At 65.8% G+C, this 26,984-nt stretch carries 31 protein-coding genes; 16 read left to right on the forward strand and 15 right to left on the reverse strand.

Going from position 1 to position 26,984, the window contains the following annotated elements:
• Positions 1 to 112 precede the first annotated feature (112 nt).
• The 5 genes from CAG33_RS06940 to CAG33_RS06960 form a co-directional block, all read right to left on the reverse strand.
• Entirely contained in the window at positions 113 to 1,477 is a 1,365-nt protein-coding gene (locus CAG33_RS06940; RefSeq protein ID WP_085586434.1) for an MFS transporter, read from the reverse strand.
• A gap of 230 nt (positions 1,478 to 1,707) precedes the next feature.
• A complete protein-coding gene (locus CAG33_RS06945) occupies positions 1,708 to 3,141 on the reverse strand; it encodes an NAD-dependent succinate-semialdehyde dehydrogenase (RefSeq protein ID WP_085637457.1) in 1,434 nt (477 codons plus the stop codon).
• Positions 3,138 to 4,172 (reverse strand): aldo/keto reductase, encoded by a 1,035-nt coding sequence (locus tag CAG33_RS06950; protein WP_085637460.1) that lies wholly within the window; start codon positions 4,170 to 4,172, stop codon positions 3,138 to 3,140. Before CAG33_RS06950 ends, CAG33_RS06945 begins: the two co-directional genes overlap by 4 nt.
• A 10-nt stretch (positions 4,173 to 4,182) precedes the next feature.
• Entirely contained in the window at positions 4,183 to 4,695 is a 513-nt protein-coding gene (gene fae, locus CAG33_RS06955; RefSeq protein WP_085586428.1) for a formaldehyde-activating enzyme, read from the reverse strand.
• 258 nt (positions 4,696 to 4,953) lie between these two features.
• Complete coding sequence (locus CAG33_RS06960) at positions 4,954 to 6,159, reverse strand: NAD(P)/FAD-dependent oxidoreductase (RefSeq protein WP_085633252.1); 1,206 nt, start codon at positions 6,157 to 6,159, stop codon at positions 4,954 to 4,956.
• Positions 6,160 to 6,496: 337 nt separating this feature from the next.
• Between CAG33_RS06960 and CAG33_RS06965 the strand changes: the two genes are divergently transcribed.
• Positions 6,497 to 7,045: an Rrf2 family transcriptional regulator gene (locus CAG33_RS06965; RefSeq protein ID WP_085586424.1), complete on the forward strand. Its 549-nt coding sequence runs from the start codon at positions 6,497 to 6,499 to the stop codon at positions 7,043 to 7,045.
• A gap of 75 nt (positions 7,046 to 7,120) precedes the next feature.
• On the opposite strand, the gene CAG33_RS06970 is transcribed toward CAG33_RS06965, so the two are convergent.
• Complete coding sequence (locus CAG33_RS06970) at positions 7,121 to 7,456, reverse strand: hypothetical protein (RefSeq protein ID WP_085586422.1); 336 nt, start codon at positions 7,454 to 7,456, stop codon at positions 7,121 to 7,123.
• Between the two features lie 199 nt (positions 7,457 to 7,655).
• Between CAG33_RS06970 and CAG33_RS06975 the strand changes: the two genes are divergently transcribed.
• The gene (locus CAG33_RS06975) at positions 7,656 to 7,895 is read left to right on the forward strand and encodes a hypothetical protein (RefSeq protein WP_085586420.1); all 240 of its coding nucleotides are present in this window, start codon (positions 7,656 to 7,658) and stop codon (positions 7,893 to 7,895) included.
• 94 nt (positions 7,896 to 7,989) lie between these two features.
• On the opposite strand, the gene CAG33_RS06980 is transcribed toward CAG33_RS06975, so the two are convergent.
• Positions 7,990 to 8,178 carry a DUF2188 domain-containing protein gene (locus CAG33_RS06980; RefSeq protein ID WP_085633250.1) on the reverse strand — a complete coding sequence of 63 codons (189 nt, stop codon included), beginning with the start codon at positions 8,176 to 8,178 and terminating at the stop codon, positions 7,990 to 7,992.
• A 209-nt stretch (positions 8,179 to 8,387) separates the two neighbouring features.
• On the opposite strand from CAG33_RS06980, the gene CAG33_RS06985 reads away from it, so the two are divergent.
• Entirely contained in the window at positions 8,388 to 8,750 is a 363-nt protein-coding gene (locus tag CAG33_RS06985; protein WP_085633248.1) for an NUDIX hydrolase, read from the forward strand.
• A gap of 4 nt (positions 8,751 to 8,754) precedes the next feature.
• Here CAG33_RS06985 and CAG33_RS06990 read toward each other — a convergent pair whose 3' ends face one another.
• Together CAG33_RS06990 and CAG33_RS06995 are read right to left on the reverse strand one after the other, a co-directional pair.
• Positions 8,755 to 8,997 carry a DUF1652 domain-containing protein gene (locus CAG33_RS06990; RefSeq protein ID WP_085586414.1) on the reverse strand — a complete coding sequence of 81 codons (243 nt, stop codon included), beginning with the start codon at positions 8,995 to 8,997 and terminating at the stop codon, positions 8,755 to 8,757.
• Positions 8,998 to 9,108: 111 nt separating this feature from the next.
• Positions 9,109 to 10,008, reverse strand: a complete 900-nt coding sequence (locus tag CAG33_RS06995) for a polysaccharide deacetylase family protein (protein ID WP_085637464.1) — start codon at positions 10,006 to 10,008, stop codon at positions 9,109 to 9,111.
• Between the two features lie 223 nt (positions 10,009 to 10,231).
• Between CAG33_RS06995 and CAG33_RS07000 the strand changes: the two genes are divergently transcribed.
• Both CAG33_RS07000 and CAG33_RS07005 read left to right on the forward strand, forming a co-directional pair.
• Complete coding sequence (locus CAG33_RS07000; protein ID WP_085586410.1) at positions 10,232 to 10,912, forward strand: SOS response-associated peptidase; 681 nt, start codon at positions 10,232 to 10,234, stop codon at positions 10,910 to 10,912.
• Positions 10,913 to 11,178: 266 nt separating this feature from the next.
• Positions 11,179 to 11,451: a hypothetical protein gene (locus tag CAG33_RS07005; protein ID WP_085586504.1), complete on the forward strand. Its 273-nt coding sequence runs from the start codon at positions 11,179 to 11,181 to the stop codon at positions 11,449 to 11,451.
• 47 nt (positions 11,452 to 11,498) lie between these two features.
• Here CAG33_RS07005 and CAG33_RS28480 read toward each other — a convergent pair whose 3' ends face one another.
• From CAG33_RS28480 to CAG33_RS07015, 3 genes are read right to left on the reverse strand one after another with little or no spacing between them, the layout of a single operon-like run.
• Positions 11,499 to 11,651, reverse strand: a complete 153-nt coding sequence (locus tag CAG33_RS28480; RefSeq protein ID WP_170930063.1) for a hypothetical protein — start codon at positions 11,649 to 11,651, stop codon at positions 11,499 to 11,501.
• A gap of 57 nt (positions 11,652 to 11,708) precedes the next feature.
• A complete protein-coding gene (locus CAG33_RS07010; RefSeq protein ID WP_170930064.1) occupies positions 11,709 to 12,020 on the reverse strand; it encodes an AzlD domain-containing protein in 312 nt (103 codons plus the stop codon).
• A complete protein-coding gene (locus CAG33_RS07015; RefSeq protein WP_085637470.1) occupies positions 12,020 to 12,718 on the reverse strand; it encodes an AzlC family ABC transporter permease in 699 nt (232 codons plus the stop codon). Before CAG33_RS07015 ends, CAG33_RS07010 begins: the two co-directional genes overlap by 1 nt.
• Positions 12,719 to 13,011: 293 nt before the next feature.
• Between CAG33_RS07015 and CAG33_RS07020 the strand changes: the two genes are divergently transcribed.
• Positions 13,012 to 13,398, forward strand: coding sequence for a DUF2784 domain-containing protein (locus CAG33_RS07020; RefSeq protein WP_085633244.1), 387 nt, complete (start codon positions 13,012 to 13,014; stop codon positions 13,396 to 13,398).
• Here CAG33_RS07020 and CAG33_RS07025 read toward each other — a convergent pair.
• Positions 13,395 to 13,922, reverse strand: coding sequence for a DUF3087 domain-containing protein (locus tag CAG33_RS07025; RefSeq protein ID WP_085633242.1), 528 nt, complete (start codon positions 13,920 to 13,922; stop codon positions 13,395 to 13,397). The two genes, CAG33_RS07020 and CAG33_RS07025, sit on opposite strands and share 4 nt — an antisense overlap.
• Positions 13,923 to 14,136: 214 nt before the next feature.
• Between CAG33_RS07025 and ppnN the strand changes: the two genes are divergently transcribed.
• From ppnN to CAG33_RS07040, 3 genes are all read left to right on the forward strand, one after another.
• Positions 14,137 to 15,510, forward strand: a complete 1,374-nt coding sequence (gene ppnN, locus CAG33_RS07030; RefSeq protein WP_085637473.1) for a nucleotide 5'-monophosphate nucleosidase PpnN — start codon at positions 14,137 to 14,139, stop codon at positions 15,508 to 15,510.
• Between the two features lie 223 nt (positions 15,511 to 15,733).
• Positions 15,734 to 16,471 carry a response regulator gene (locus CAG33_RS07035; protein ID WP_085586398.1) on the forward strand — a complete coding sequence of 246 codons (738 nt, stop codon included), beginning with the start codon at positions 15,734 to 15,736 and terminating at the stop codon, positions 16,469 to 16,471.
• Positions 16,472 to 16,621: 150 nt separating this feature from the next.
• Positions 16,622 to 17,356 carry an ABC transporter substrate-binding protein gene (locus tag CAG33_RS07040; protein WP_085586396.1) on the forward strand — a complete coding sequence of 245 codons (735 nt, stop codon included), beginning with the start codon at positions 16,622 to 16,624 and terminating at the stop codon, positions 17,354 to 17,356.
• Positions 17,357 to 17,518: 162 nt separating this feature from the next.
• On the opposite strand, the gene CAG33_RS07045 is transcribed toward CAG33_RS07040, so the two are convergent.
• Both CAG33_RS07045 and CAG33_RS07050 read right to left on the reverse strand, forming a co-directional pair.
• Positions 17,519 to 18,949: an FAD/NAD(P)-binding protein gene (locus tag CAG33_RS07045; RefSeq protein WP_085637476.1), complete on the reverse strand. Its 1,431-nt coding sequence runs from the start codon at positions 18,947 to 18,949 to the stop codon at positions 17,519 to 17,521.
• Between the two features lie 66 nt (positions 18,950 to 19,015).
• Positions 19,016 to 19,579: a helix-turn-helix domain-containing protein gene (locus tag CAG33_RS07050; protein WP_085586392.1), complete on the reverse strand. Its 564-nt coding sequence runs from the start codon at positions 19,577 to 19,579 to the stop codon at positions 19,016 to 19,018.
• Between the two features lie 85 nt (positions 19,580 to 19,664).
• Between CAG33_RS07050 and CAG33_RS07055 the strand changes: the two genes are divergently transcribed.
• The 7 genes from CAG33_RS07055 to CAG33_RS07085 all read left to right on the forward strand — a co-directional run bounded on the left by CAG33_RS07055 (position 19,665) and on the right by CAG33_RS07085 (position 26,983).
• Complete coding sequence (locus CAG33_RS07055; RefSeq protein ID WP_085586390.1) at positions 19,665 to 20,600, forward strand: DMT family transporter; 936 nt, start codon at positions 19,665 to 19,667, stop codon at positions 20,598 to 20,600.
• A gap of 343 nt (positions 20,601 to 20,943) precedes the next feature.
• Complete coding sequence (locus tag CAG33_RS07060) at positions 20,944 to 23,844, forward strand: monovalent cation/H+ antiporter subunit A (protein WP_085637479.1); 2,901 nt, start codon at positions 20,944 to 20,946, stop codon at positions 23,842 to 23,844.
• Positions 23,844 to 24,188 (forward strand): Na+/H+ antiporter subunit C, encoded by a 345-nt coding sequence (locus CAG33_RS07065; protein ID WP_007986256.1) that lies wholly within the window; start codon positions 23,844 to 23,846, stop codon positions 24,186 to 24,188. The genes CAG33_RS07060 and CAG33_RS07065 overlap by 1 nt, the downstream gene beginning before the upstream one ends.
• Positions 24,185 to 25,864 (forward strand): monovalent cation/H+ antiporter subunit D, encoded by a 1,680-nt coding sequence (locus CAG33_RS07070; RefSeq protein WP_085633236.1) that lies wholly within the window; start codon positions 24,185 to 24,187, stop codon positions 25,862 to 25,864. The genes CAG33_RS07065 and CAG33_RS07070 overlap by 4 nt, the downstream gene beginning before the upstream one ends.
• Positions 25,861 to 26,349 (forward strand): Na+/H+ antiporter subunit E, encoded by a 489-nt coding sequence (locus CAG33_RS07075; RefSeq protein WP_085586384.1) that lies wholly within the window; start codon positions 25,861 to 25,863, stop codon positions 26,347 to 26,349. The genes CAG33_RS07070 and CAG33_RS07075 overlap by 4 nt, the downstream gene beginning before the upstream one ends.
• Positions 26,346 to 26,624 (forward strand): K+/H+ antiporter subunit F, encoded by a 279-nt coding sequence (locus tag CAG33_RS07080; RefSeq protein ID WP_085586382.1) that lies wholly within the window; start codon positions 26,346 to 26,348, stop codon positions 26,622 to 26,624. The genes CAG33_RS07075 and CAG33_RS07080 overlap by 4 nt, the downstream gene beginning before the upstream one ends.
• The gene (locus CAG33_RS07085; protein ID WP_085586380.1) at positions 26,621 to 26,983 is read left to right on the forward strand and encodes a Na+/H+ antiporter subunit G; all 363 of its coding nucleotides are present in this window, start codon (positions 26,621 to 26,623) and stop codon (positions 26,981 to 26,983) included. The genes CAG33_RS07080 and CAG33_RS07085 overlap by 4 nt, the downstream gene beginning before the upstream one ends.
• Position 26,984 lies beyond the last annotated feature (1 nt).

Genomic DNA, 26,984 nt, shown 5'->3' on the forward strand with positions numbered 1-26,984 from the left:
GCAAACTGGCCCGGATCGTATTCGCCCTGCTCAAAGGGCAAAGCGAATATGAACCAAAAGCAGGCTGAGGGCTTTGCCTCAACCATAGAATCTCCCACAAGGGGCAAGCAGCCTAGACCGGGGCAACCGCCTTGGCGCCGGCCGGCAGCGTGCCTTCCACCGGGCTCTGGGCCTTGCACGCCTGGCTCAGTGTCAGCGACTTGGTCTCTGGCGCCCAGGCCCAGGACAGCAGCGCGCCGATGGCCAGGATCGCCGCCAGGATGCCCATGGTCGGGCTCAGGCCGATGCCCGCCACGCTCACCGGCAGCAGGAAGGTGCTGACAGCCGAGCCGAGTCGGCTGACCGCCGTCGCCAGGCCGATGCCGCTGGCGCGCACCTCCGTCGGGAAGCTCTCCGCCGGGAACACACCGACCAGGTTGCTCACCGCCGACAGCACCAGGGTGAACAGCCCGAACACCAGCACCATCAGCCACGCCGCGCTGCCCGGCAGCACCGCCAGCAGGAACAGCGCCACCGCCAGGATGACGAACGAGTTGATCAGGAACCCGCGCCGGGTGAACTTGATGGTGCACCAGATGCCGATCAGCGCGCCGAGGATCAGCAGCAAGTTGAGCATCAGCTCCGTGCCGAAACCTTCGGCCAGGCCCATCTTCTGCAGGATCGACGGCAGGAAGGTGTAAATGGCGAAGTACGGCATGACGATGCAGACGAAGAACAGGCAGTTGAACGCCGTGCGCTTGCGGTACTCGCGGCTGAACAGCACCGCGTAGCCCGAACGCTGTTCCGTGGAACGGGTTTCGTCCAGCTCGACGTTGTCGCCCAGGTAGCGTTTCACAATGGCCCGGGCTTCGGCCACACGGCCCTGGTTGACCAGCCAGCGCGGCGACTCCGGCGTGCCGATCCGCGCAATCAGGATCAACGCCGCCGGGATCGCCGACGAGGCCAGCATCCAGCGCCAGGCGTCGTCGCCCAGACTGAGCATGGCGGTGCCGACGAAGGTCGCGGCCACGTAGCCGAAGGTCCAGATCACGCTGAACGAACCGAGCAGCACGCCCCGGTGCCGCTTCGGCGCGAACTCGGCGAGCATCGCGTGGCCGACGCTGAAGTCGCCGCCCAAACCGATGCCGATCAGCACCCGGCACAGGAACAGGCCCATGGCGGTCTCGACATAGAACTGCATCACCGACGCCAGGGTGATCAGCACGAAGCTGACCAGGAAGATCTTCTGCCGGCCGACCTTGTCCGAGATCCAGCCGAAGAACAGGCTGCCGAGAAACAGCCCGATCAGCGCCGAGGAACCGATCAGCCCCTGCCAGAACGCATCCAGGTGCATCTGCGGGCTGAGCAAGGTGAAGGCGATACCGATCAGGCCGAGGATGTAGCCGTCGGTGAAGTGCGCGCCGAAGGTCAGGCCGGCGATCTTGAGGTGAAAGCGCCCGATGGGCAGGTCATCGATCTTTACGGGTTGAGCGGACATGTTCGTCTCCAATTGTTGTTATTGACGGAGAAACCGATTGCGCTTGCTTCATGATTCGCGGTGGAGGCGGTGTGTCAGCGAACTGGGCGTTGCCCGACACACCGTCTTCGCGGGCGAGCCTGCTCCCCCATGGTTTGGCAGCGACCACAGACCCTGTGGGAGCGGGCTGGCCTGCGAAGGCGTCAGCCCAGGCACCGCAGGCATTCGCCCCCGCAGACGGACCGAGCGGGCTAGAGCCCGCCCATCAGCAGGTACTTGATCTCCAGGTAGTCCTCCAGACCGTACTTCGAGCCCTCGCGCCCCAGGCCCGATTCCTTGATGCCGCCGAACGGCGCGACCTCCGTGGAGATGATCCCTTCGTTGATCCCGACCATCCCCGCCTCCAGGCCTTCGGCCATGCGCCAGACCCGGCCGATGTCGCGGCTGTAGAAGTACGCCGACAGACCGAACGGCGTGTCGTTGGCCGCCGCCAGCACCTGGGCCTCATCCTTGAAGCGGAAGCAGGCAGCCACCGGGCCGAAGGTTTCGTCCTGGGCGATGAGCATGTCGCCCGTGGCGTCGGTGAGGATGGTCGGCTCGTAGAACGTGCCGCCGAGGGCATGCCGGCGACCGCCGCACAACAGCGTGGCGCCCTTGTCCAGCGCATCGCTGACGTGGGCCTCGACCTTGGCCAGGGCAGCGGCGTTGATCAGCGGGCCCTGTTCGGTGTCGCCCTCCAGCGCAGGGCCGACCCGCATGGCGGCGACCGACTCGGCGAGCTTGCCGGTGAAGGCTTCGAAGACGCCGTCCTGAATGAAGAAGCGGTTCACGCAGACGCAGGTCTGCCCGGTGTTGCGGAACTTGGAAGCCATGGCGCCTTTGACGGCCGCGTCGAGGTCGGCGTCGTCGAACACAATGAACGGCGCGTTGCCGCCCAGTTCCAGCGAGACCTTCTTCAAGGTGTCGGCGGCCTGGCGCATCAGCAGCTTGCCGGTGCGGGTGGAGCCGGTGAACGACAGCTTGCGCACCACAGCGGACGCCTGCAGCGCGCCGCCGATGGCCACCGCATCGCCGGAGACGATGTTGAACACCCCGGCCGGAATCCCCGCCTGCTCGGCCAGCACCGCCAGGGCGAAGGCCGACAGCGGGGTCTCCTCCGACGGCTTGAGAATCATCGTGCAGCCGGCCGCCAGCGCCGGGCCGACCTTGCGGGTGACCATCGCCAACGGGAAGTTCCATGGGGTGATCGCAGCGACCACGCCGATGGCCTCCTTGGTCACGATGATGCGGGCGTCGGCCTTGTGGCTCGGGATCACATCGCCGTAGGCGCGCTTGGCCTCTTCGCCGAACCACTCCAGGAAACTCGCGGCGTAGACCACCTCGCCCTTGGCTTCGGCCAACGGCTTGCCCTGCTCGCGGCTGAGCAAGGTCGCCAGTTCCTGCTGGTGGGCGAGCATCAGTTCGCTCCAGCGCTTGAGACGCTGGCTGCGCTCCTTGGCGGTGAACGCGCGCCAGGCCGGCAACGCGCGGTCGGCGGCTTCGATGGCCAGGCGGGTTTCTTCGGCGCCGGCCTTTTGCACCTCGGCGATCGGCTCACCGTTGGCCGGGTTGAGCACCGGGTACGTCGCCCCGCCCTGCCCCCACTGGCCGTCGATAAAATTGCCGTGACGGATCAGCCCGCTCATGCCACCGCCTCCTGCAAGGTGAAGCGCTCATGGCCCGGACGCGGCGTGCGCAGGATGCGCTTGCCGGCGGTGTAGTCGTTGATCACGTCGCACGGGGTGTAATTGCGTTCCAACTCATGCAGCTCTTCGGCGTCGAGCCGGGTGTCCAGCGCCGCCAAGGCGCTGTCGAACTGCGCCGTGGTGTCGGCGCCGACCAGCATGCAATCCACACCCGGGTGGTGGGCGACCCAGGCCTGGGCGATCTGCGCGTTCGATACGCCGCGGGCACGAGCCACGCGCTGCACCGAACGGGCGATCTCGAACGAGGCCTCGTCGCTGTACATCTGTTGGGTGAAGAAGTCGGTCTGGTTGCGGGTCGACTGCACGTCGCCGGTCAAAAGGCCCCGGGCCAGCGGGCTGAACACCGACACGCCGATGCCCTGGTCGCGGCAGAACGGGATCATCTCGCGCTCTTCCTCGCGGTAGGCGCAGTTCAGCTGCAGCTGCATGTTGATCGGCTTGACCCAGCCGTTGCGCTCGCAGGCCATGAGGAGTTTGGCCAACTGGCCGGTGAGCATGGTGGACACGCCGATGTAGCGCGCCTTGCCCGAACGCACGATGTCGTTCAGCGCGCCCATGGTCTCTTCGACCGGGGTGTTGACGTCGTAGTAATGCAGCATGAACACGTCGACGTAATCCATGTCCAGGCGCTTCAGCGAAGCGTCGATGCTGTCCATGATGTGCTTGCGCGAATGGCCGCTGGCATTGAGGCCGGTGCGGGTGCCGTAGCCGACCTTGGTGGTGATCACTAGATCCTCGCGCCGGGCCAGGCGCTTGACGATGCGCCCCACCACTTCCTCGCCGACGCCGGCGGAATAGAAGTCCGCCAGGTCAATGAAGTTCACGCCGTTGGCCAGGGCGTGGGCCACGATCGGCTCGCTCTGCTTTTCATTGAAGATCCACGGTTTCCAGTCCGGGGTGCCCATGTTCATGGTGCCCAGGCACAGGCGGGAGACTTGCAGGCCGGAGTTGCCCAAACGGATGTATTGCATGGCGCGGACCTCAGGCTTTGGGGGTGTAGAAAGGGTTGCCGATGTGGTTGACCACATCCTTGAGCTGCGCGGTTTCCGGCTTGCCGGTCAGGGCGGCGCGGATCGCGGTGCGGCAGGCGTTGTAGTTGTTCAGGTACACCGCATCGAGGTCGTCGCAGGCCGGGTTGACCCAGTTGGCAGTGACGATCGCCCACTCATCCTCGGCTTCCGGCGGCAGCGTGCCGTCGAGCAGCGCTTCGAGCACGGCCTTGGCGATCCCGGCCTGGGACGCGCCCCAGGTGGCGTTGCCGTGCAGGTCGCCGACGATGGCGGCCTTGTTCACGTAGAGGGTCATCGGCTTGACCGGGATGTTCGGCTGGGCGATCACCATGAACGGGCAATGGCCCTGGCTCGGCGAGGCCAGGCTGTTGGCGAACGCCTGCCCCGCCGGACCGTTGCGCGGGCCGATCAGGATGTTGATGTGCGCGGCGTTCACGCCCGGGCCTTCGAAACCTTCACCGATGTAGAGGTCGAGTTCTTTCATCTGTCATTACTCTGGGTGGCGCGGAGGGATCAACAACGGACGCAGGGAGACGTGGCGGGGCAATCGGGACATGGCTGCAAACGCTCTCTGGTTGTTATTGATGAGCTGTGTTTGCGATTTTTTAGCATCGGGTGCCGAGCGGGCCGTAACCATTAAAAATCATGGGGCAATGACTTTTGGTCATAGCCTGGGCGCGGGCAAAAAAAATCCCGCCCTTGCACTCAGTCAAGGGCGGGATCCTGTGGCTTTACGGGGTGATCAGGCGACCACGGGGATCATCGGATCCGCCGCCGCCAGCGCCACGGCGCGGTCAGCCGCCGGCGGGTAGATCCACTGGGTGTTGATCTGGGTCTTGAGCGACTTGCCCTCTTCCTTCTCCAGCTTCACCTGGCGATCCCAGCCTTCGGTGTACACCGCGCCCCACGCGCCCAGGTCCAGGCAGGTGACGTACTTGGGCTGGCTGTACGGCGTCGGCTCGACCCCGAGGATCTGCGCGGCCACGTTGTTGCCCGCATGCCGGCCCAGCGAAATGGCGTGTTGGCAGGTCATCAGGGCGAAGTTGCCGATGTCGTCGGTGGCGGCGTAGGCCACATCGCCGGTGGCGAAGATGTCGTCCTGGCCGATCACTTTCAGGTGCGCATCGACGTGCAGGCGTCCCTGACGGTCGCGCTCGGCGGGAATCTGCTCGGTCAGGGAACTGGCGCGCACGCCGGTGGTCCAGACCACGGTGTTCGCCTCGATGCGCTGACCGTCGGACAGGGTCACGCCGTTTTCATCGACCGACAGCACCGACACACCCAGTCGCCATTCGACGCCCAGCTCTTCACTCGCCTCGGCGATCTTCACGCTGATGGCCTCGCCCATGGACACGCCGATCTTCTGGCCGCGATCCACGACGATCACCCGGATGTCCGCTTGCTCGCCCAGCACTTCGCGAAGGCGTGCCGGCATTTCGGTCGCCGTCTCGATCCCGGTGAAGCCGCCGCCGGCCACCACCACGGTGTTGCGCGCCGGGCTCTGAGGGCGGTCGGCCAGGGCCTTGAGATGGTTCTCCAGGCGGATCGCCGATTCGATCTGGTCGACATCGAACGCATGCTGCGCCACGCCCGGGGTGTCCGGCAGGGCCAGGCCGCTGCCCGAGGCCAGCACCAGCTTGTCGTAGTGGAAGACCTGCCCGGCGCCGGCGGCGTCGGTGTAGCCCACGGTCTTGGCCTGCACGTCGATGCTGTGCGCCGCGCCCTTGATGAAGTGAACGCCGACCGCTTCGAACAGTTCGCCGAGCGGCGCGGCCAGTTGATGGGCGTTCGGTTCGTAGAAACGCGGACGCACGCGCAGCTCGGCCTGCGGCGCAAGGACGGTCACGTCGATGTTGTCCCGGTTGTGGATGTCCACCAGGCGCGTGGCGCTCAACGCGCTCCACATGCCACCGAAACCTGCGCCGATCACCAGAATGTGCTGTTTCATCGTTGTCTCCCGGCACGTGGCCAAGTCATGGAAAAAGGTTGGGCGGGATTGCCCGCCGGGGTGCCGACCTAGGCGTTGAGGATTCAGGCGCAGCGGGCATCCCTGTCGACAACGGCGACTCTATTGGTCGCCTTTAGAATCGACAAGTCAGATTTTACGATCATTGAAATCGAAAATTTCGATAGCTATTCGTAGAAAACGGCCTGGCAACGACGCTGCATTTCTAGGGAATAGGCCGAAAAGCCCTACTCCAGAACCAGAAAACCCTGGCGTCCCCACATTTGCCGCCCCCTCCAAGGCCTGATAACATCGGCGACAACTGAAGTCGGAGATAGCTATGTCGCTTTACAGTGCGGGGGTCGAATACGGCATCCACTGCCTGATCTTTCTGGTGGGCAACGGCGGCGACAGCCGCGAAGCGAGCGTGCGCGACCTGGCGGACCTGCAAGGCGTGCCGCTGGACTACCTGGCCAAGATCTTCACCAAACTGGCCAAGGGCAAACTGGTGACCGCCACCGGCGGCGTGCGCGGCGGTTTCACGCTGGCGCGGCCGGCGGACGAGATCACCCTGCTCGACATCGTCAACGCCATCGACGGGCGCAAGAACATTTTCGAATGCCGCGACATCCGCGGCCGCTGCGCCTTGTTCGAGGGTTCGCCGCCGGACTGGGCGGTGGAAGGCACCTGCTCGATCCACGCGGCGATGCTGACCGCGCAAAAGCGCATGGAAGAAGCGCTCGCCCAGCAGACCATCCTCGACATCGCCAGGAGGGTCGGCCGCAAGGCACCGCCGCAGTTCGGCAGCCAAGTGGAAGACTGGATGCAGGAGCGGCGCGACAAAAAGGCCGGCGGCGCTTCGATCCCCCTCATCGACCTTTCCGACTGATCCCTCGGCGCACAGGCAAAAAAAAGCGGAAACCGTCACCCGGTTTCCGCTTTTTTCACACAGGTTGGATCGCCCTCAGAGGCAATCGCGCACGGCCTTGCGCAACGACCCGGACTTGGCCCACGGCGGCCCCTGGTACAGGGACACCCGGCTGCCGTCCTTGTACTTGACGATGTCCAGGATCTCGTCCGCCGTGACGATGCTCGGCGCGGTGATGCGGTAGCCGTTGGAGATGGCGGTCTGGGTGGTCTTGGGGATGTCCTGCTGCCACAGCGGCAGCACGCAGGCGGCGTAATCCTTGGGGGCCTTCGCGCTGGTCTTGTTGACATTCGGTTCGCCCGGCACCAACGAGGCCGGCAACGAACAACCGGCCAACGCCGCCAACAGCATGCCCCCGATCAACATCCGCATGGTGAATCCTTCATCGTCAAAAAACGCGAATGTACCCTGTAACTGTGCGGACATCCATCGTGGCGCACTGCCTTCAGCGACCCGCCGCCACGGCGCCGAAGCCTGATCGGCATCCGTTCAGCCCGCCGACAGGCGACCCTTGCCCCGCCTCCCGAAAATGCGGCTACTCTTCTGTACCGAGAATGTTCCGGAGGTGATCATGCGGCTCAACGAATACGAACACGAACTACAGCGCGACCTTCAGAGCGTCGCGTCGGATCTCAGGTGGTCGGCGGTCGACCTCAAGCGCATCGCCGAGCAATTGCGCAAGTCCGGCAACGAAGCGGACGCCCAGGCGGTGCTCAGGTCCTGCGAAGTGCTGCAAAGCGATGAGGAACGCCTGCAACTCTACGCCAAGGAGGTGAAGGCCCGGGCCATCAGCCGGGTCAAGGTGCACTGAGCCCCGCCGCCCAACCATTCACCCAATCAGACACCCAACAAAAAGCCCCGGACATCCGGGGCTTTTGCGTCTTGGCCCTGAGAGCCTCAGACCCTCAGCCCGACCGGCGGGCGCGGGTGCGGCTCTTGTAGCCCGGCAGCGCGGCGGCATACGCCAGCGCCTCTTCCCGGCTGGCGAACGACGCCAGCCGGTCGCCCTCGGTGCAGACCCGCCAAGGGCCGTTGTTGACGCTGAGCACGTCATAACCGTTCATGTGCATCTTGTTCAACATCGCAATGCTCATAGGCACCTCCTGTCCGCTCGCGATGAAACAGTTTCACGCTTGCACCTTACACCCCCACCGCGGCACTGTGCCGACCGGACGTCGCACCGGCCCACGTCAACTCTGCGGCACTTTTGTGACCTGTCGGCCCTCAGAACCTCTAAGCCCTTGCGCGGCGCGGATATTGCAGATTCGTGACAGTTTTATGACAAACGGCAATCGGGTAACAAATGAAAGTACGTGCAACCGTGATCTGCGAACAGAACCGGCACATTCTCCTGGTGCGCAAGGCCCATTGCCGCTGGACGCTGCCGGGCGGCAAGGTCGAGCCCGGCGAGACGCGGGCGCAGGCCGCCGTGCGGGAACTGTTGGAGGAAACCGGCCTGATCGCCGAGGACATGCTGTGCCTGATGGAACTGCAGAGCGGCAGCACCCGCCACCACGTCTATGAGGCGTCTGCGCCGGATCCGGCCCTGGCCAGGCCGCAGAACGAGATTGTCGATTGCCTGTGGCAGCCGCTGGACGAGGTGCACGCCCTGAACGTCAGCGAGGCGACCTTGCGCATTGTCCGCGCCTTCCGGCGCAGGCTCTGAGCGCTCAGCCGGCGAACGCCCGGCGGCCGGCGCTCATTTCGGTGCGCAATTCACCGATGAAATTGGAAATGTCACGAATGGTGACCAGATGCTCCGGCGAAACGCCGTTGAGCAGCAGATCGACGCGCCCGCTTTCAGGCTCGTACACCTTGATCTGCAACAGACCCTGGGCATTTTCGGTGCAGTCGCAGTACAAGGGCCGGAACCCGGACTCCACGATGCGGCAAATATCGGCGATGGCAAGCATGGGCGCAGCCTCACAGGCGTCTGATCCTTCGACCGGTTGAGCATAGATGAGCCCTGCGCACTTTGCTGCGTCAGCAAATGCCAACCGTTTCACATCCCTGGCATACGCCCGTCAGTGGGCGTTGCGGTCCCAGATCCAGTTCCAGATCCCCGGCAGGCGCACCGGATCCGAACTCTGGCGGACGGTGCGGGCCAGCGCCGCTTTCTCCAGTGCCGCATGATCGTCGTAGAACGGCTTGTCCGCCAGCCGCACACCGGTGGCGGCGGCGCTGTCGAGCAGGATCTGCAGGTACTCGCGGGCATGGCGCGCGGTGTAGCGGTTCAGGTCATGGAACGTCACCACCACCGGTATCACCCCGTCGACCGTCGGCAATTCGCCGAGGGCGATTCGCTCGCGGACTTCCGACAACTGGCGCAGCATGTTCGCCCGGCGCCTGGGGCTGGCGTTGAAGCCCCAGATCTTGCCGTCGTTGGCGCTGAGGTCGGTCAGCAGCACGCTCAGGCCGTGCCGCTGATAGGCGGCGAACGTGCGCTTGTCGTAGTTCCAGAACGGCGGACGCAGCAGCACCGGCGGCGCGCCGGTGATGGCGGCGATGTCCGCGGTGCCGTTGGTCAGCGCCTCTTCGAGCTCCGCAGGCTCCAGCGAACGGTGGTTGGTGTGCCAAGGGGTCGCGGTGTGGAAGCCCAGCACATGCCCTTCGGCGTGCTCCCGGCGCATGAGGCTGCGGCCGATGTCGCTGTTGCCGGCCCGCGGGGCGCGGGTCTGGACGAAGAACACCGCCTTCAGGTCCGGCTGCACCGGGTTGGTCTTGAGGCTGTCGAGCACGGTGGCGGTCGGGTTCCAGAAACTGGAGGCGCTGGGGCCGTCATCGAAGGTCAGCAGAAAACGCACCGGCGCCTGGGCCTTGAGCCGGGTCTCGATCTGCGGGGTCATCTCGATGGGTGCGGCGATGCACCCGGCCAGCCCGAGGGCGACGGCCACTACGCTGAACAGCCTGAACCAATGCTTCATGTCTTGCCTTGCGCCCGACCGTGACGGTCATGTTGTCGATTGGCAAAACTCCCTCGCCGCCGTCGCCTCCCTGCGCCCCGCCAGAGCGGGCCGGAGTTGGATCGAGGCCGTCGTCTTTGGTTCCGGCGCCCGTTCGAGGCCCCTGCGCCTCTGTTCCCCTGGCTGCATTTATACGCGCAACTAAGCTCAAGGCTGTAGATCTCGTTTGCCGGAGGTTCGGCGGATGTGCGGACGACTGTCGCAGTACCGGGGCATCCACGATTTCGTGGCGGTCCTGAGCATTCCCGATGCACTGATCAATCACGTCGGCGACGCGCCGCTGGCCCGCTACAACGCCGCGCCCACCACCTCGCTGGCCATCCTCCATCAGCACGAACATCGCCTGCACGCCGACAACCTGCGCTGGGGCTGGCGCCCGCACTGGGCCAAGGACCGCGCAGCGCCGATCAACGCGCGGGTGGAAAAAGTCGCCCACGGCCCGTTCTTCCGGGCGATCTGGCGACACCGGCTGATCGTGCCCGTGGACAACTGGTTCGAATGGGTGGACGGCCCCGACAAAAGCCGACAGCCCTGGCTGATCCGTCGTGCCGACCATGGCGCGATTTTCTGCGCGGCCATCGGTCAGTTTCCGACACCCGGCACGCCGCCAAAGGAAGACGACGGCTTTGTCATCATCACCGCCGACAGCGAAGGCGGCCTGCTCGACATCCATGACCGGCGCCCGCTGGTGCTGCCCGCCGAGCGGGTGAACGAATGGCTGGATCCCGCCACGCCCGCCGAACGGGCTGAGCAGATGCTGCTGTTCGACACCGAACCGGCTTCCGTCTTCCAATGGCACAAGGTCGATAAGGCCGTCGGTAACGCCCGCAATCAGGGTGCACAATTGATTCAGCCGACGGATTAAATAAACCCCGGGGCGGAACGTCATTCAGAGGAGAGATTCGCGTGCTGTCCCCCTGCGTTACAGGGGGGTGTATCAACCGCGAGACAACACCGTGAAACAATCGTTCGAGCGAACTAACCGCCTGTCTGACATTTCAATCGTCATACATACATTTAGATGCACTACGGATAGCATGCGCGCCGCATTTCCAATTGGCACTTTAGTTGACCGAAGAGTCAACAGACCAGGAATCCCCGACAAACTCAACATCCTTGCAGAGAACCAAGTTGCGCGACGATTTTGCAATCAAACAGGCCCGCGGCCTGGAGTGTATTCACCTGTCCATGACAGAGCGCTTTCAACTCGACTGTTTTATCGGCCACTACATAAAGACCCGAAACCTGCGTGACGTACCCGATATCGACCGCATCCTGCGCACCACGCTCGAAAGCTATCCCTGCCACCCGCCGGTGATGGTCAACGAGCTCAACGCCTGGATCGACAAGACGTTGGGCTATCGGGCTTCCCACCCCGATTTCACACAGCTGGACGATCTCTGAACCCACGAAAAAGCCCCGCGCATGCGGGGCTTTTTCGTTTCAGCAGTTCAGGGTTTCAAAGGACGTTCCTGATCGCGGTCGGACAACTCACGGCTGTCGTCATGTTTCCAGGTCTGTTCTTTGTGCTTTTCCCGTTCGATCTCTTCTTCGCTCGGTTCATCGTCATCGATGGGTGCCGGAGGTCTTTGCTCGTTCGCCATGTTCGCCTCGCTTTCGCCAATCATCCTTAAAGCGTAGAACACTTTGTGACGTGCAACTTACAGCCACCAGCGCAACAAAAAGAAGAACGCCATGCTCAACAGCATGCTCAGCAACGTATTGCGCGTGTAGATCACCAGCCCCACCGCCACCAGCGAACTGAGCAGGTAGGGGTTGTCCCAGTGCAGGTTCAGTTGCTTGTCCGGCATGAACACGATCGGCCCGCAGATGGCGGTCAGCATGCCCGGCACCGCGAACCCGAGAAACTGCCGTGCGTTGCTGCTCAGGCGCACCGGCAAGCGTGGCTCCAGGAACACGTAGCGGTTGAGGAACACCAACAGGCCCATGCCGAAGATCATTGCCCAGACCATCACGTGCGCTCCCGATACAGTTTATTGCAGACAAACCCCGCCGCCATCCCGACCAGCCCCGACAGAACCAACGCCGAGCCCCACTGCCAGTAACTGAACAGCACCGAGCAGAACAGCGACACCGCCACGCAGACCACGGTCGGCACATCGCGCACCACCGGGGTGATCAGCGCGATGAAGGTCGCGGCGATGGAGAAGTCCAGGCCCAGGTGCTCCAGCCCCGGAATGCTGCTGCCCAGCACGATCCCGGCGAGGGTGAAGAGGTTCCAGGCGACGTAGAACGTCAGACCCACGCCCAGGGCGTACCAACGGTTGAACTGCTGGCGGTCATGTTGGCTGGTGAGGGCGAACAGCTCGTCGGTGAGCAGAAAGCCCAGGCCCAGGCGCCAGCGGCCGGGCAGCGGAGAAATCACCGAACGCATGCTCATGCCGTACAGCAGGTGCTGAGAGGTCAGCAGCGCCGTGGTCAGCAGAATGGAAAACAGCCCGGCACCGCCCTTGAGCATGCCGATGGCCACCAACTGGGCGGCGCCGGCGAACACGATGGTCGACAGCCCCTGCCCTTGCAGCGGGGTGAGGTTGGCCTCGATCGCCATGGAGCCGGCCAACAGGCCCCACGGCGCGGTCGCCAGGGATAACGGCATGATCGCCGCCGCACCGCGAAGGAACGCACGGCGCGGCATGAGTGAGTCAGACATAACGCTCTTCAACCGGGAAACAGGGCCGCCGACTCTGCCATTGAACGCCCGTTCGTGGCTTGAACAATCTTGCGCACTTGGGGCCGCCATCGCCAGCAGGCTGGCGATGACGTCAGTCCGGACACCACAGGCCCAAGGCCGTTTGCGGTGTACGCAACACTTGCGAACGACAGAGATCACTGTGGGAGCGGCGGTGCGACGATTCGACTTGCCCGCGATGACGGCGGCACAGACACCCTCCCTCCGGACTGGCGTACCATGAGCCCCATCCACCACCGCGTCAGGGAGACGATATGCTGTACCGAATCGCCGCCGACGGCCTCGTGCTGTTCCATCTGCTGTTCATTCTGTTCGTGCTGTTCGGCGGCCTGCTGGCGCTCAAGTGGCGGCCCGTGGCTTGGCTGCACCTGCCGGCGGCCACCTGGGGCGTGCTGGTGGAAGTGCTGCACCTGACCTGCCCGCTGACCTACTGGGAAAACCTGATGCGCCACGCCGCCGGCCAGACCGAATACGCCGGCGGCTTCATCGAGCATTACGTCTGGCCGATCATCTATCCGGCGGGCCTGACCCCGCAGATCCAACTGGCGCTGGGCAGCGTGGTGCTGGCGGTCAACCTGCTGGTGTACGGGCGCCTGATCCGCCGGTGGCAGCGGCGGCGCGCCGCACGCATTCCGTTCTAGCGGGCGGCGGGCTTCAACGCTTGCAGCCAGGCCGGGTCGAGGCGCGTCTGACCGGGGTCGATCCCCAACGCCTCCATCCGCGCCTGGTGCTGCTCGGCTTCACGCCGCAACTGCCCATGATCGCTGGAGTTGCCGTCCAGTTCATGCATCTGGCCCAAACCCAGGTGATAGAAGCGCAGCACCTTCATCGCCGTCGGATCATCCCGCTCCACCGCCGCCGTCACCTGATGCATCACATTGGTGACGCTCATCAGGCTGCGCTTGAGCCGCCAGCCGTACACCGCCGGCGCCATCCAGGCCTGATGCCAGAAACGAGCGCGCAGCAGCGCCGCGGTCAGCAGAAAACCGACCACCACCCCGCCGACGTTGAACCGCAGGTTGTCGCCGCCCGGCTCGCCGAACAGCGCGACCGCCGCCGTGGACAACGACATCGCCAGCACCAGGAACAGCGCCGCGATGGCCAGCGTGCTGCGCCGGGTCTGCCGGCGGTAGGTGACAGGATCGATCGGCTGGATTTCGAACATCGCGACAGGCTTCCAAGTCTTGGGTTAAAAAGAGGCTGACGCATTATCGCCAACGGGGCGGATTTAGCTATGCTGGAGCGCCCTTTCATCTTTTCACCGTCCGACGGGGACATGGCGACACCACGCAATCCGTGCCACATTCATTCATGGATACACACCATTCGGATGCCGTTGGCCCGCTTCACCGCAACGGCATCGTTTTAAGGATCACCGCATGACCCAACGACACGTCATCAATGCCTCGGTCAGCCCCAAAGGCAGCCTGGAAACCCTTTCCCAACGTGAAGTCCAGCAACTGAGCCAAGCCGGATCCGGCAGCACCTACACCCTCTTCCGCCAGTGCGCCCTGGCCATCCTCAACACCGGCGCCCATGTCGACAACGCCAAGACCATCCTGGAAGCCTACAAGGACTTCGAGATCCGCATTCACCAGCAAGACCGCGGCGTGCGCCTGGAACTGCTGAACGCTCCCGCCGACGCCTTCGTCGACGGCGAAATGATCGCCAGCACCCGCGAGATGCTGTTCAGCGCCCTGCGCGACATCGTCTACACGGAAAACGAACTCGATGCCCTGAGCATCGACCTGAGCACTTCTCAGGGCATCAGCGACTACGTCTTCCACCTGCTGCGCAACGCGCGCACCCTGCGGCCGGGCGTCGAGCCGAAAATCGTCGTGTGCTGGGGCGGCCACTCGATCAACACCGACGAATACAAGTACACCAAGAAGGTCGGCCATGAGCTGGGCCTGCGCAGCCTCGACATCTGCACCGGCTGCGGCCCGGGCGTGATGAAAGGCCCGATGAAGGGCGCGACCATCGCCCACGCCAAGCAGCGCATCCACGGCGGCCGCTACCTGGGCCTGACCGAGCCCGGCATCATCGCCGCCGAGGCGCCGAACCCGATCGTCAACGAACTGGTGATCCTGCCGGACATCGAAAAGCGCCTCGAAGCCTTCGTGCGCGTCGGCCACGGCATCATCATCTTCCCCGGCGGCGCCGGCACCGCCGAAGAGTTCCTGTACCTGCTGGGCATCCTGATGCACCCGGACAACGAAGGCCTGCCGTTCCCGGTCATCCTCACAGGCCCCAAGCACGCCGCGCCGTACCTGCAGCAACTGGACGCCTTCGTCACCGCCACCCTGGGCGAAGCGGCCAAGGGGCATTACCAGATCATCATCGACGACCCGGCCGAAGTCGCCCGGCAGATGACCCAGGGCCTCAAGGCCGTGAAGCAGTTCCGCCGCGAGCGCAACGACGCGTTCCACTTCAACTGGCTGCTGAAGATCGACGAGGGCTTCCAGCGCCCGTTCGACCCGACCCATGAAAACATGGCCAACCTCAAGCTCCACCGCGACCAGCCGCCCCACGAACTGGCGGCCAACCTGCGCCGGGCGTTTTCCGGGATCGTCGCCGGCAACGTCAAGGACAAGGGCATCCGCCTGATCGAGGAACACGGGCCGTACCGGATCCACGGCGACGCCGCGATCATGCAGCCGCTGGACCTGCTGCTCAAAGCCTTCGTCGCCCAGCACCGGATGAAACTGCCGAGCGGCGCCGCGTACGTGCCGTGCTACCAGGTCGTGTCCTGACAGGCTGAACCTGTGGGAGCGAGCCGTGTCAGTCACCCTTGCGGGTGGCTGGCCCACCGTCATCGCGGGCAGGCTCGCCCCCACACCGTTCTGCAGCGACCACCGATTGCGCATTCGCCGCCGTTCCCCTGCGGGAGCCAGCCTGCTGGTGAAAGCATCAGCTTAGACACCGCCGGATCAGGGCAATGAAGATCCGGACAAACCAACAACAAGAGCGCCAGCCATGGACCACATCAACCACATCCTGATCGTCGACGACGACCGCGAGATCCGCGAGCTGGTCGGCAATTACCTGACCAAGAACGGCCTGCGCACCACCGTGGTCGCCGACGGCCGGCAGATGCGCAGCTTTCTGGCCGCCAACACCGCCGACCTGATCGTGCTCGACCTCATGCTGCCCGGCGACGACGGCCTGGTGCTGTGCCGCGAACTGCGCGCCGGCAAGCACAAGGCCACGCCGATCCTGATGCTCACCGCCCGGGACGACCAGACCGACCGCATCCTGGGCCTTGAAATGGGCGCCGACGACTACCTGACCAAACCCTTCGCCGCCCGCGAACTGCTGGCGCGGATCAACGCCGTGCTGCGCCGCACGCGGATGCTGCCGCCCAACCTGCTGATCACCGAAACCGGCCGCCTGCTGGCGTTCGGCCGCTGGCGCCTGGACACCACCGCCCGCCACCTGCTCGACGAGGACGACACCCTGGTCGCCCTGAGCGGCGCCGAATACCGCCTGCTGCGGGTGTTCCTCGACCACCCGCAACGGGTGCTCAGCCGCGACCAGTTGCTCAACCTGACCCAGGGCCGGGAAGCCGATCTGTTCGACCGTTCCATCGATCTGCTGGTCAGCCGGCTGCGCCAGCGCCTGCTGGACGACTCCCGCGAGCCGACCTACATCAAGACCGTGCGCAACGAAGGCTACGTGTTCTCCTACGCGGTGGAGATGCTCGCCGAATCCTGATCCCCGCCGGCGATGGCGTCGGCCAGGACGCCATAGCAACCCGCCACTACCGATAAGCCTTGCTCTCTGACGCAAAAGCCCCGCTGATTGCGCGGGACAGGCAGCCCGCGCCCGTACTAAGCTGCGCGTTTGATTTTTCAGGGACGATCCATGAAACGCCTCGCCGCCTGTCTGCTGTCATTGCTGGCCCTGACGGCCCACGCGGCGGAGCTGCGCCTGCTCACCGACAACCATCCGCCTCTGCACTTTCAGGAAGGCGACCGCCTGGTGGGCTTCGGCGTGGACGTGGTGCAGGCCCTCGCGCAGCAGACCGGCGACCACATCCACCTGCAGCAGGTGCCGCTGCTGCGGGCATTGCGCATGGCCAGCGACTCGCCGGACACCGGTGTGTTCACCGTATTGCGCACCAACGAGCGCGACGACCGTTACCAATGGGTGGGGCCGCTGGTGGAGGTCGAGACCGCGCTCTATGCCCACGAAAACCTGCAGAAACCGGTGCGCAGCCTGCGCGAAGCCGACCACTTGGGGCGGATCACCGTGCCGCGCAAATGGCTGGCCTACAGCTATCTGCAAAAGCAGGACCTGAACAACCTCTACGGCGTGGAGACCCCGGAGCAGATGATGCGCCTGTTCAGCCTGGGGCGAACCGACTTCGTGGTCTCCGACACCCTGTCCAGCGCCACGCTGGCCCGCGAGCAGGGCATGGAGCCAGGCCGCCTGCAGTACCAGATGCCGCTGATGAAGCAGGACACCTACATCGCCTTCTCCCGCCAGACCGACCCCCGCCAGGTCGCCCGCTGGCAACAGGCGCTCGACGCCTTGCGCGCCGATGGCCGACTGGAGGAAATGCGCCAGCGTTGGCTGGTGGACAGCTTGCCGCGCTGAACCGAGCTTGCTTTTGCAGTGGCCTGTGGGGCCTCATCGCCGGATCACCGCCCGGGGCAAGCCCGCTCCCACACGTTGCGTAGCGTATGCAAGATTCGAGAACGACTGGATACCTGTGGGAGCGGGCTTGCCCGCGATGAGGCAGGCCAGAACGACTCCAGGCTAAAGTCCTGCCAACCTCGCCGCCAACGCCTTGGCCTGCGCCGCCACATCGGTGACCGCCGTGCTCTCCCACCACATCCCGCGCAACGGCGGCCCCATGGCGAACAGCCGCGCTGACGCTTGCCCCTGCGCATCCACCACCGCGCCATCCGCCGCCGCAGCGATCCCCAGCGCCAACGGTCCCGGCCGCACCAGCCCGCGCGCCAGCAGTTGCTTGGGCAGCGGACGCGCCACCCGGCGCCAGTCGTACTCGATGCCGCTGGAGTTGATCAGCGCCTGCCCCGCCACCCAACACGTGTCCGCCTCGCCCCGGCGACGCAGGCAGATGCTCACCCCGCCCTCGGACATCGCCTCCAGCCCTTTATAGGAGGCGGCCTGAATGCTCAGCCGCCCTTCACGCTGCAGGCGCTCGACCACCTCGGCGCTCAACGGCGGCGAACGGTGGTGATGGCTTTCCCACCACGGCCGCACGTGGCGCACGAACTGTCGGCGCTGCCCGTCGGTGGCCTGGCTCCACAAGCGGCCGATGTGCGCCCGCACCATATCCAGCGGCGCCTGCCAGTCGACGCCTTGGGCGATAGCATCGCGGCACTGCCGGCGCACCGCCCGCAGCAATTGGCGAGGGCTGCGGATACCGGAGTCTTCGGCAAGAAAGTCCGCCCAGGCCGGCGGCTGGCGGCGGACATGGGGCAGAAGGCCGTGGCGCGAGAACACCTTGATCGGCCCACGGTGCCCGGCCTGCTCCAGAGACACCACCGCGTCGACCATGGTCAGGCCGGAACCAATGATCAGCACCGTGGCGTGGGGATCGAGCCGGCGCATCGCCGCGACGTCCCAGGGGTCGAGCGCTGCGGCGTTCAGCCCGCTGGAGTGGGCCTGCGGTGTACGGGCGGCGGGGAACAGGCCGGTGGCGATGACGGCGCGGGCACCTTGCAGGCATTGGCCATCGCTCAAGGCGACACGCACCGAGCCGGCCTCGACCTGCACGTCCACCGCCTCCGCCCGCACATGCTCGACGGTCGAGCCGTGCGACGCGCCCGCCTGTTGCGCTTCGGCCAGACGTTGCTGCACGTACACGCCGAACAGGCCCCGTGGCGGAAACAGCTCGCTGACCGGCACCGATTGCCGCCCCGACTCCGGCCAGCCGCCGTCGGCGATGTGAGTGGTGAGCCATTGGGTCAGGTCATCGGCGTTGTCCGGATCCACGCTCATGCGCGCCGCGTTGCCGTTGAGCGTGTGCCCCAACTCCACCGCGCTGTAGGCCTCGCCGCGACCGAGTTCAGGCCGAGGCTCGACCACCAGGATCCGCCGCCGGCCCGGCAGGCGCAGCAGCTGCGCCGCCAGCAGCGCGCCGCTGAGGCCGCCGCCGATGATCACGATGTCAGCCTGACGGGTCGGGGAAGTCGCCTGTCCGTGTTCGGGGTGTGTCATCCGCTTCGCCGCTCCGTCGTTGAGGTCATGCCACCTTAAGGGATCGGCCGGGGAATGTCCTGCCGCTCAGATCACCACGTTGCGCACGAAGCGCGCCGCCACCTCGCCGTCATTACGGTAGCCGTGGGGCTGGTTGCTGGCGAACATGAAGAACTCGCCGGCGGCGATCCGCTGCGGGCGGTCGCCCAGCATCAGGGTCAGGCAGCCTTCGAAGACGAAGATCTGCTCGCTCCAGCCCTCGGCGTCCGGTTGCGAGGGGTACACCTCGCCCGGTTGCAGGCACCACTCCCATTGCTCCACCGCGCGGGTGGCGGTGGCCTTGGACAGCAGCACGGCCTTGCTGCCGGGAATGTTGCCGGCCCAGGCCAGTTCGTTGATGCGGCCCGGGTCGCGGTTGTCCGGCGCCTGGATCAGGTCGCTGAACGCCACGTCGAGGGCTTCGGCGATGCGGTCCAGGGTGGTCAGGCTGACATTGTTCTCGCCGGCCTCGATGGCCACCAGCATGCGCCGGCTGACCCCGGACTGCTCCGCCAGGGTGGCCTGGCTCATGTCGATGGCATGACGCAGGCGCCGCACGTTCTGGCTGACATGCTGGAGGACGGACGTCCGCGGAGGGGAATCTTTGTGCACTATATTGCTCACTCGGTGGGGTTGGGCAGTATACTGCGCAACGTTGGGCGCATTGTGCGTTCCCCTCCTCCTAGCGTGCAAGGTCATGATGTCGCTCAATTCCCCCCACACTTCCCCGCGTCTCCCCCGGTTCAGCAAGGCCGAAGCCGTGCTGGTGCTGATCACCATGCTCTGGGGCGGCACGTTCCTGCTGGTGCAGCATGCGATGACCGTCAGCGGCCCGATGTTCTTCGTCGGCCTGCGCTTCGCGGCGGCGGCCAGCATCGTGGCGCTGTTTTCGTGGAAGCACCTGCGCGACCTGACCTTGTTCGAACTGCGCGCCGGCGCCTTCATCGGCGTGGCGATCATGCTCGGCTACGGCTTGCAGACCGTGGGCCTGCAAAGCATCCCCAGCAGTCAGTCGGCGTTCATCACGGCGCTCTACGTGCCGTTCGTGCCACTGCTGCAATGGCTGGTGCTGGGCCGCCGGCCCGGGCTGATGCCGAGCATCGGGATCATGCTCGCGTTCACCGGCCTGATGCTGCTGTCGGGGCCGTCCGGGGCGTCGCTGAACTTCAGCCCCGGCGAAATCGCCACGCTGATCAGCGCCATCGCGATCGCGGCGGAAATCATCCTCATCAGCACCTATGCCGGCCAGGTCGACGTGCGCCGAGTGACGGTGGTGCAACTGGCGGTGACGTCGGTGCTGGCGTTCCTGATGGTGGTGCCGACCGGTGAGGCGATTCCTTCTTTCTCGTGGCTGCTGGTGTCCACCGCCCTGGGGCTGGGGGCGATGAGCGCGGCGATCCAGGTGGCGATGAACTGGGCGCAGAAGAGCGTGTCGCCGACCCGCGCCACCCTGATCTATGCCGGCGAGCCGGTGTGGGCCGGCATCGCCGGGCGGATCGCCGGGGAGCGCCTGCCGGCGATTGCCCTGGTGGGCGCGGGGCTGATCGTGGCGGCGGTGATCGTCAGCGAACTGAAGACCAAGGCCAAGGGCGCCGAGGCCGACGCCGCCCTGGAGCGTGAGATCCAGGGTTGAATCATCGAGGGCGGCGGCGCCTGACCCGGCGCCATCGCCAGCAGGCTGGCTCCCACAGGTATCCCGGGTGTCCACAAGATCCACGTACGCCACCAAAACCTGTGGGAGCTGGCTTGCCAGCGATGAGGCCGGCACAGCCGACATCTCTGTTGCCTGACTTGACTTGCCAGCGATGAGGCCAGCGATCCGACGCAGAGGCCATCACCGGCGCCATCACGCTCCCTGAAACCATGTAAAGGAGGAAATTTCCGACTACCTTGTAGGATTCTGAGACATCCTGGCGTTTGGTGATCGGGGAACTGGCACGTATGATGCTTCACAAACTTCCGCAGATTAGAAGCCTATGTCCCTGATAGTTCTACTGCTTCTGCCTTTTCTGGGCAGCTGTCTGGCCGCGGTGCTGCCGCACAACGCACGAAACGCCGAATCCCTGCTGGCCGGTCTGATCGCCCTGATCGGCACCGTTCAGGTGGCGCTGCTGTACCCGCAGATCGCCGACGGCGGCGTGATCCGCGAGGAGTTCATGTGGCTGCCCAGCCTGGGCCTGAACTTCGTCCTGCGCCTGGACGGTTTCGCCTGGCTCTTCTCGCTGCTGGTGCTGGGCATCGGCACGCTGGTCTCCCTGTATGCCCGCTACTACATGTCGCCGGACGACCCGGTGCCGCGCTTCTTCGCGTTTTTCCTGGCGTTCATGGGCGCGATGCTCGGGCTGGTGATCTCCGGCAACCTGATCCAGATCGTGTTCTTCTGGGAACTGACCAGCCTGTTCTCGTTCCTGCTGATCGGCTACTGGCACCACCGCCACGACGCCCGGCGCGGCGCGTACATGGCGCTGATGGTCACCGGTGCAGGCGGATTGTGCCTGCTGGCGGGGGTGCTCATCCTCGGCCATGTCGTGGGCAGCTATGACCTGGACAAGGTCCTGGCCGCCGGCGACCTGATCCGCGCACATGCCCTCTACCCCGTTTTGCTTCCCCTGATCCTCATCGGCGCCCTGAGCAAGAGCGCCCAGTTCCCCTTCCACTTCTGGCTGCCCCACGCCATGGCGGCGCCCACACCGGTTTCGGCCTACCTGCACTCGGCGACCATGGTCAAGGCCGGGGTGTTCTTGCTGGCGCGGCTGTGGCCGTCGTTGTCCGGCAGCGAAGAATGGTTCTACATCGTCAGCGGCGCCGGCGCCGCCACGCTGCTGCTGGGCGCGTACTGCGCCATGTTCCAGAACGACCTCAAGGGCCTGCTGGCCTACTCGACCATCAGCCACCTGGGCCTGATCACCCTGCTGCTGGGCCTCAACAGTCCGCTGGCCGCCGTGGCCGCGGTGTTCCACATCCTCAACCACGCCACGTTCAAGGCCTCGCTGTTCATGGCCGCCGGGATCATCGACCACGAAAGCGGCACCCGCGACATCCGCAAGCTCAACGGCCTGTTCAGACTGATCCCGTTCACCGCCACCCTGGCGATGGTGGCCAGCGCGTCGATGGCCGGCGTGCCGCTGCTCAACGGCTTCCTGTCCAAGGAAATGTTCTTCGCCGAAACGGTGTTCATCAACGCCACCGCCTGGGTCGAAGCCACGCTGCCGGTCGTCGCGACCATCGCCGGCACCTTCAGCGTCGCCTATTCCCTGCGCTTCACCGTGGACGTGTTCTTCGGCCCGACCGCCACCGACCTGCCGCACACCCCGCACGAGCCGCCACGCTGGATGCGTGCGCCGGTGGAGCTGCTGGTGCTGACCTGCCTGGTGGTGGGGATTTTCCCGGCCCAGGTGGTCGGCCCGCTGCTGGCTGCGGCGGCCACACCCGTGGTCGGCGGCACGCTCCCTCAATACAGCCTGGCGATCTGGCACGGCCTCAACGCGCCGATGATCATGAGCCTGATCGCCATGTCCGGCGGCATCGTGGTGTACCTGCTGCTGCGCAACCAGCTCAAGCGCGGGCGCTTCAGCTTCCCGCCGCTGGTGGGCCGCTTCAACGGCAAGCGCCTGTTCGAGCGCAGCCTGGTGGCGATGATGCGCCTGGCCCGGCGGCTGGAGCGGCGGATCGGCACCAAGCGCCTGCAGGCGCAATTGTTCGTGATGGTGCTGGCGGCGGTGCTGGCCGGCCTGATCCCGATGCTGCACAGCAGCCTGAGCTGGGGCGACCGGCCGAAGATCCCGGGCTCCATCGTGTTCGTCACCCTGTGGCTGCTGGCGATCGCCTGCGCCCTGGGCGCCGCGTGGCAGGCCAAGTATCACCGTCTCGCGGCCCTGACCATGGTCAGCGTCTGCGGCCTGATGACCTGCGTGACCTTCGTCTGGTTCTCCGCGCCGGATCTGGCCTTGACGCAACTGGTGGTGGAAGTGGTGACCACCGTGCTGATCCTGCTCGGTCTGCGCTGGCTGCCCCGGCGGATCGAAGAGGTCTCGCCGCTGCCCAACAGCCTGCGCAAGGCGCGGGTGCGGCGGGTGCGCGACCTGTTGCTGTCGGTGGCCGTCGGCGGCGGCATGGCGCTGCTGGCCTACGCGATGCTGACCCGCCAGACCCCCAACGACATCTCGTCGTTCTACCTCAGCCGCGCCCTGCCCGAGGGCGGCGGCAGCAACGTGGTCAACGTGATGCTGGTGGACTTCCGCGGCTTCGACACCCTGGGCGAAATCACCGTGCTGGTGGCCGTGGCCCTGACCGTGTACGCCCTGCTGCGCCGGTTCCGCCCGCCGAAGGAAAGCCTGCAATTGCCGGCCCAGCAGCGCCTGCTGGCGCCGGACGTGGTCACCGACCTGGTCAACCCGCGCTCGGCCAGCGACACCGCGCTGGGCTTCATGATGGTGCCGGCGGTGCTGGTGCGCCTGCTGCTGCCGATCGCGCTGGTGGTGTCGTTTTACCTGTTCATGCGCGGGCACAACCAGCCGGGCGGCGGTTTCGTCGCCGGGCTGGTGATGTCGGTGGCGTTCATCCTGCAATACATGGTCGCCGGCACCCAGTGGGTCGAGGCGCAGATGAGCCTGCGGCCGCTGCGCTGGATGGGCACCGGGCTGCTGTTCGCCACGGTCACGGGGCTGGGGGCGATGGCCGCCGGCTATCCGTTCATGACCACCCACACCTGGCATTTCAATGTGCCGTTGCTGGGCGACCTGCATATCGCCAGCGCGCTGTTCTTCGACATCGGCGTGTATGCGGTGGTGGTCGGCTCGACCCTGCTGATCCTCACCGCCCTCGCCCACCAATCGGTGCGGGGCCATAAAACCGCCGCCGCCAAAGGAGCCGTCTGATGGAAGAAGTCATCGCAATCGCCATCGGTGTGCTCGCCGCCTCCGGCGTCTGGCTGATCCTGCGTCCGCGCACGTTCCAGGTGGTCATGGGCCTGTGCCTGCTGTCCTACGGCGTCAACCTGTTCATCTTCAGCATGGGCAGCCTGTTCATCGGCAAGGAGCCGATCATCAAGGACGGTGTGCCCCAGGATCTTCTGCACTACACCGACCCGCTGCCCCAGGCGCTGGTGCTGACGGCGATCGTCATCAGTTTCGCCATGACCGCGCTGTTCCTCGTTGTACTGCTGGCGTCCCGGGGCCTCACCGGCACCGACCACGTGGACGGCCGGGAGCCTAAGGAATGATGGCGATGACTCATCTGATCGCCGCGCCGATCCTGCTGCCGCTCTTGACCGCCGCCATCATGCTGATGCTGGGCGAGCGGCACCGGCCGCTGAAGGCCAAGCTCAACCTGGCCTCCAGCCTCGCCGGCCTGGGGATCGCCCTGGCGCTGCTGGCCTGGACCCAGACCACCGGCGTGCCCGGCTCCATCGGCGTGTACCTGCCGGGCAACTGGCAGGTGCCGTTCGGCCTGGTGCTGGTGGTGGACCGGTTGTCGGCGCTGATGCTGGTGCTCACCGGGATCATCGGCGTCAGCGCCCTGCTCTACGCCATGGCCCGCTGGGACGGCGCCGGGTCGAGCTTCCACGCCCTGTTCCAGATCCAGCTTATGGGCCTGTACGGCGCGTTCCTGACCGCCGACCTGTTCAACCTGTTCGTGTTCTTCGAGGTGCTGCTCGCCGCCTCCTACGGCCTGATGCTGCACGGTTCCGGCCGGGCGCGGGTGTCGTCGGGGCTGCATTACATCTCGATCAACCTGCTGGCCTCGTCGCTGTTCCTGATCGGCGCGGCGCTGATCTACGGCGTCACCGGCACGCTGAACATGGCTGACCTGGCGCTGAAGATTCCGCTGGTGCCGGAGGCCGACCGTGGCCTGCTGCATGCCGGCGCGGGCATCCTGGCGGTGGCGTTCCTGGCCAAGGCCGGCATGTGGCCTTTGAACTTCTGGCTGGTGCCGGCCTACTCCTCGGCCAGCGCGCCGGTGGCGGCGATGTTCGCGATCATGACCAAGGTCGGCGTCTACACCCTGCTGCGCCTGTGGACGCTGCTGTTCTCCGGCCAGGCCGGGGCGTCGGCGTACTTTGCCGGCGACTGGCTGATCTACGGCGGCATGGCCACCATCGTCTGCGCCGGGATCGCGATCATCGCCGCCCAGCGCCTGGAGCGCATGGCCAGCCTGAGCATCCTGGTGTCGGCGGGGATCCTGCTGTCCGCCACCGGTTTCGCCCAGCCGAACCTGGTGGCGGCGGCGCTGTTCTATCTGGTCAGCTCGACCCTGGCGCTGAGCGCGCTGTTCCTGCTGGCCGAGCTGATCGAGCGTTCGCGCACCGCCAGCGAAGTGCCGCTGGAAGACGAAAACGAACTGCTGCCGCGTCCGCAGGAGGCCGCCGCGCCGGTCAAGGGCACCAACCTGGACGACGACCAGCAGGCCGTGGTCGGCCAGGTGATTCCCTGGACCATGGCGTTCCTGGGCCTGAGCTTCATCGCCTGCGCGTTGCTGATCGTCGGCATGCCGCCGCTGTCCGGGTTCATCGGCAAGCTCAGCCTGATCGGCGCCCTGCTCAACCCGTTGGGCCTGGGTGCCGGCGAGCCGGTGTCGCCGGCCGCGTGGTCGTTGCTGGCGCTGCTGATCCTGTCGGGGCTGGCTTCGCTGATGGCCTTCTCGCGGCTGGGCATCCAGCGCTTCTGGTCGCCTGAGGAGCGCCCGTCGCCGGTGCTGCGCAAGCTCGAATGCACACCGATCCTCTTGCTGCTGGGCCTGAGCATCGCCCTGACCTTCAAGGCCGAGCCGCTGCTGCGCTACACCGAAGCCGCCGCCGATGCCCTGAACAACCCGCAGCAATACGTGATGGCCGTGCTCGGCACCCGCGCCGTGCCGAGCCCCGAAGCCAAGGCCGCACTGCAGGAGGCCCACCCATGAAGCGTCTGTTCCCTGCCCCCTGGCTGTCGCTGGCGCTGTGGCTGCTGTGGCTTTCGCTGAACCAGTCGGCCAGCCCCGGCAACCTGCTGCTCGGCGCCGTGCTGGGGTTCGCCGCGCCGCTGATGATGCGCAAGCTGCGCCCGCAGCGGATCCGCATCCGCCGTCCGGGCACCATCCTGCGCCTGTTCCTGCTGGTCGGGCGGGACGTGATCCACTCCAACCTGGCTGTGGCCTGGGGCGTGCTCAACGCCGGCCGCCGGCCGCCCCGCTCGCGCTTCGTCAAGGTGCCGCTGGACTTGCGCGACGCCAACGGCCTGGCGGCGCTGTCGATGATCACCACGGTGGTGCCCGGCACGGTGTGGTCGGAGCTGGCGCTGGACCGCAGCATTTTGCTGATGCACGTCTGGGACCTGGACGACGAAGCGCAGTTCATCCAGCACTTCAAGACCACTTACGAGCGGCCGCTGATGGAGATTTTCGAATGAGCCCGTTGCTGTCGAACGCGATCCTGCTCACGCTGTTCCTGTTTTCCCTGGCGATGGTGCTGACCCTGGTGCGCCTGTTCAGGGGGCCGTCGGCCCAGGACCGGGTCCTGGCGCTGGATTACCTGTACATCGTCGCCATGCTGATGATGCTGACCCTGGGCATCCGCTACTCCAGCGACACGTACTTCGAGGCGGCGCTGCTGATCGCGCTGTTCGGCTTCGTCGGCTCGTTCGCGCTGGCCAAATTCCTGCTGCGGGGCGAGGTGATCGAATGAACGCGCCATTGTCTTTGTGGGTGGAAATCCCGGTGGCGATCCTGCTGGTGCTGGGCGGCACCTTTGCGTTGATCGGGGCCTTGGGGCTGCTGCGCATGAAGGATTACTTCCAGCGCATGCACCCGCCGGCCCTGGCCTCGACGCTGGGGTCGTGGTGCGTGGCGCTGGCGTCGATCCTGTGTTTTTCCGCGTTCAGCGAAGGGCCGGTGGTGCACGCCTGGCTGATTCCGATCCTGCTGGCGATCACCGTGCCGGTGACGACCTTGCTGCTGGCACGGGCGGCGCTGTTCCGCAAGCGCATGGCCGGGGACGATGTGCCGGCGGAGGTGAGCAGCCGGCGGGGTGAGAGCGAGGGCTGAC

This window comes from Pseudomonas sp. B3(2017) (assembly GCF_002113595.1).
GTDB lineage: Bacteria > Pseudomonadota > Gammaproteobacteria > Pseudomonadales > Pseudomonadaceae > Aquipseudomonas > Aquipseudomonas ekonensis.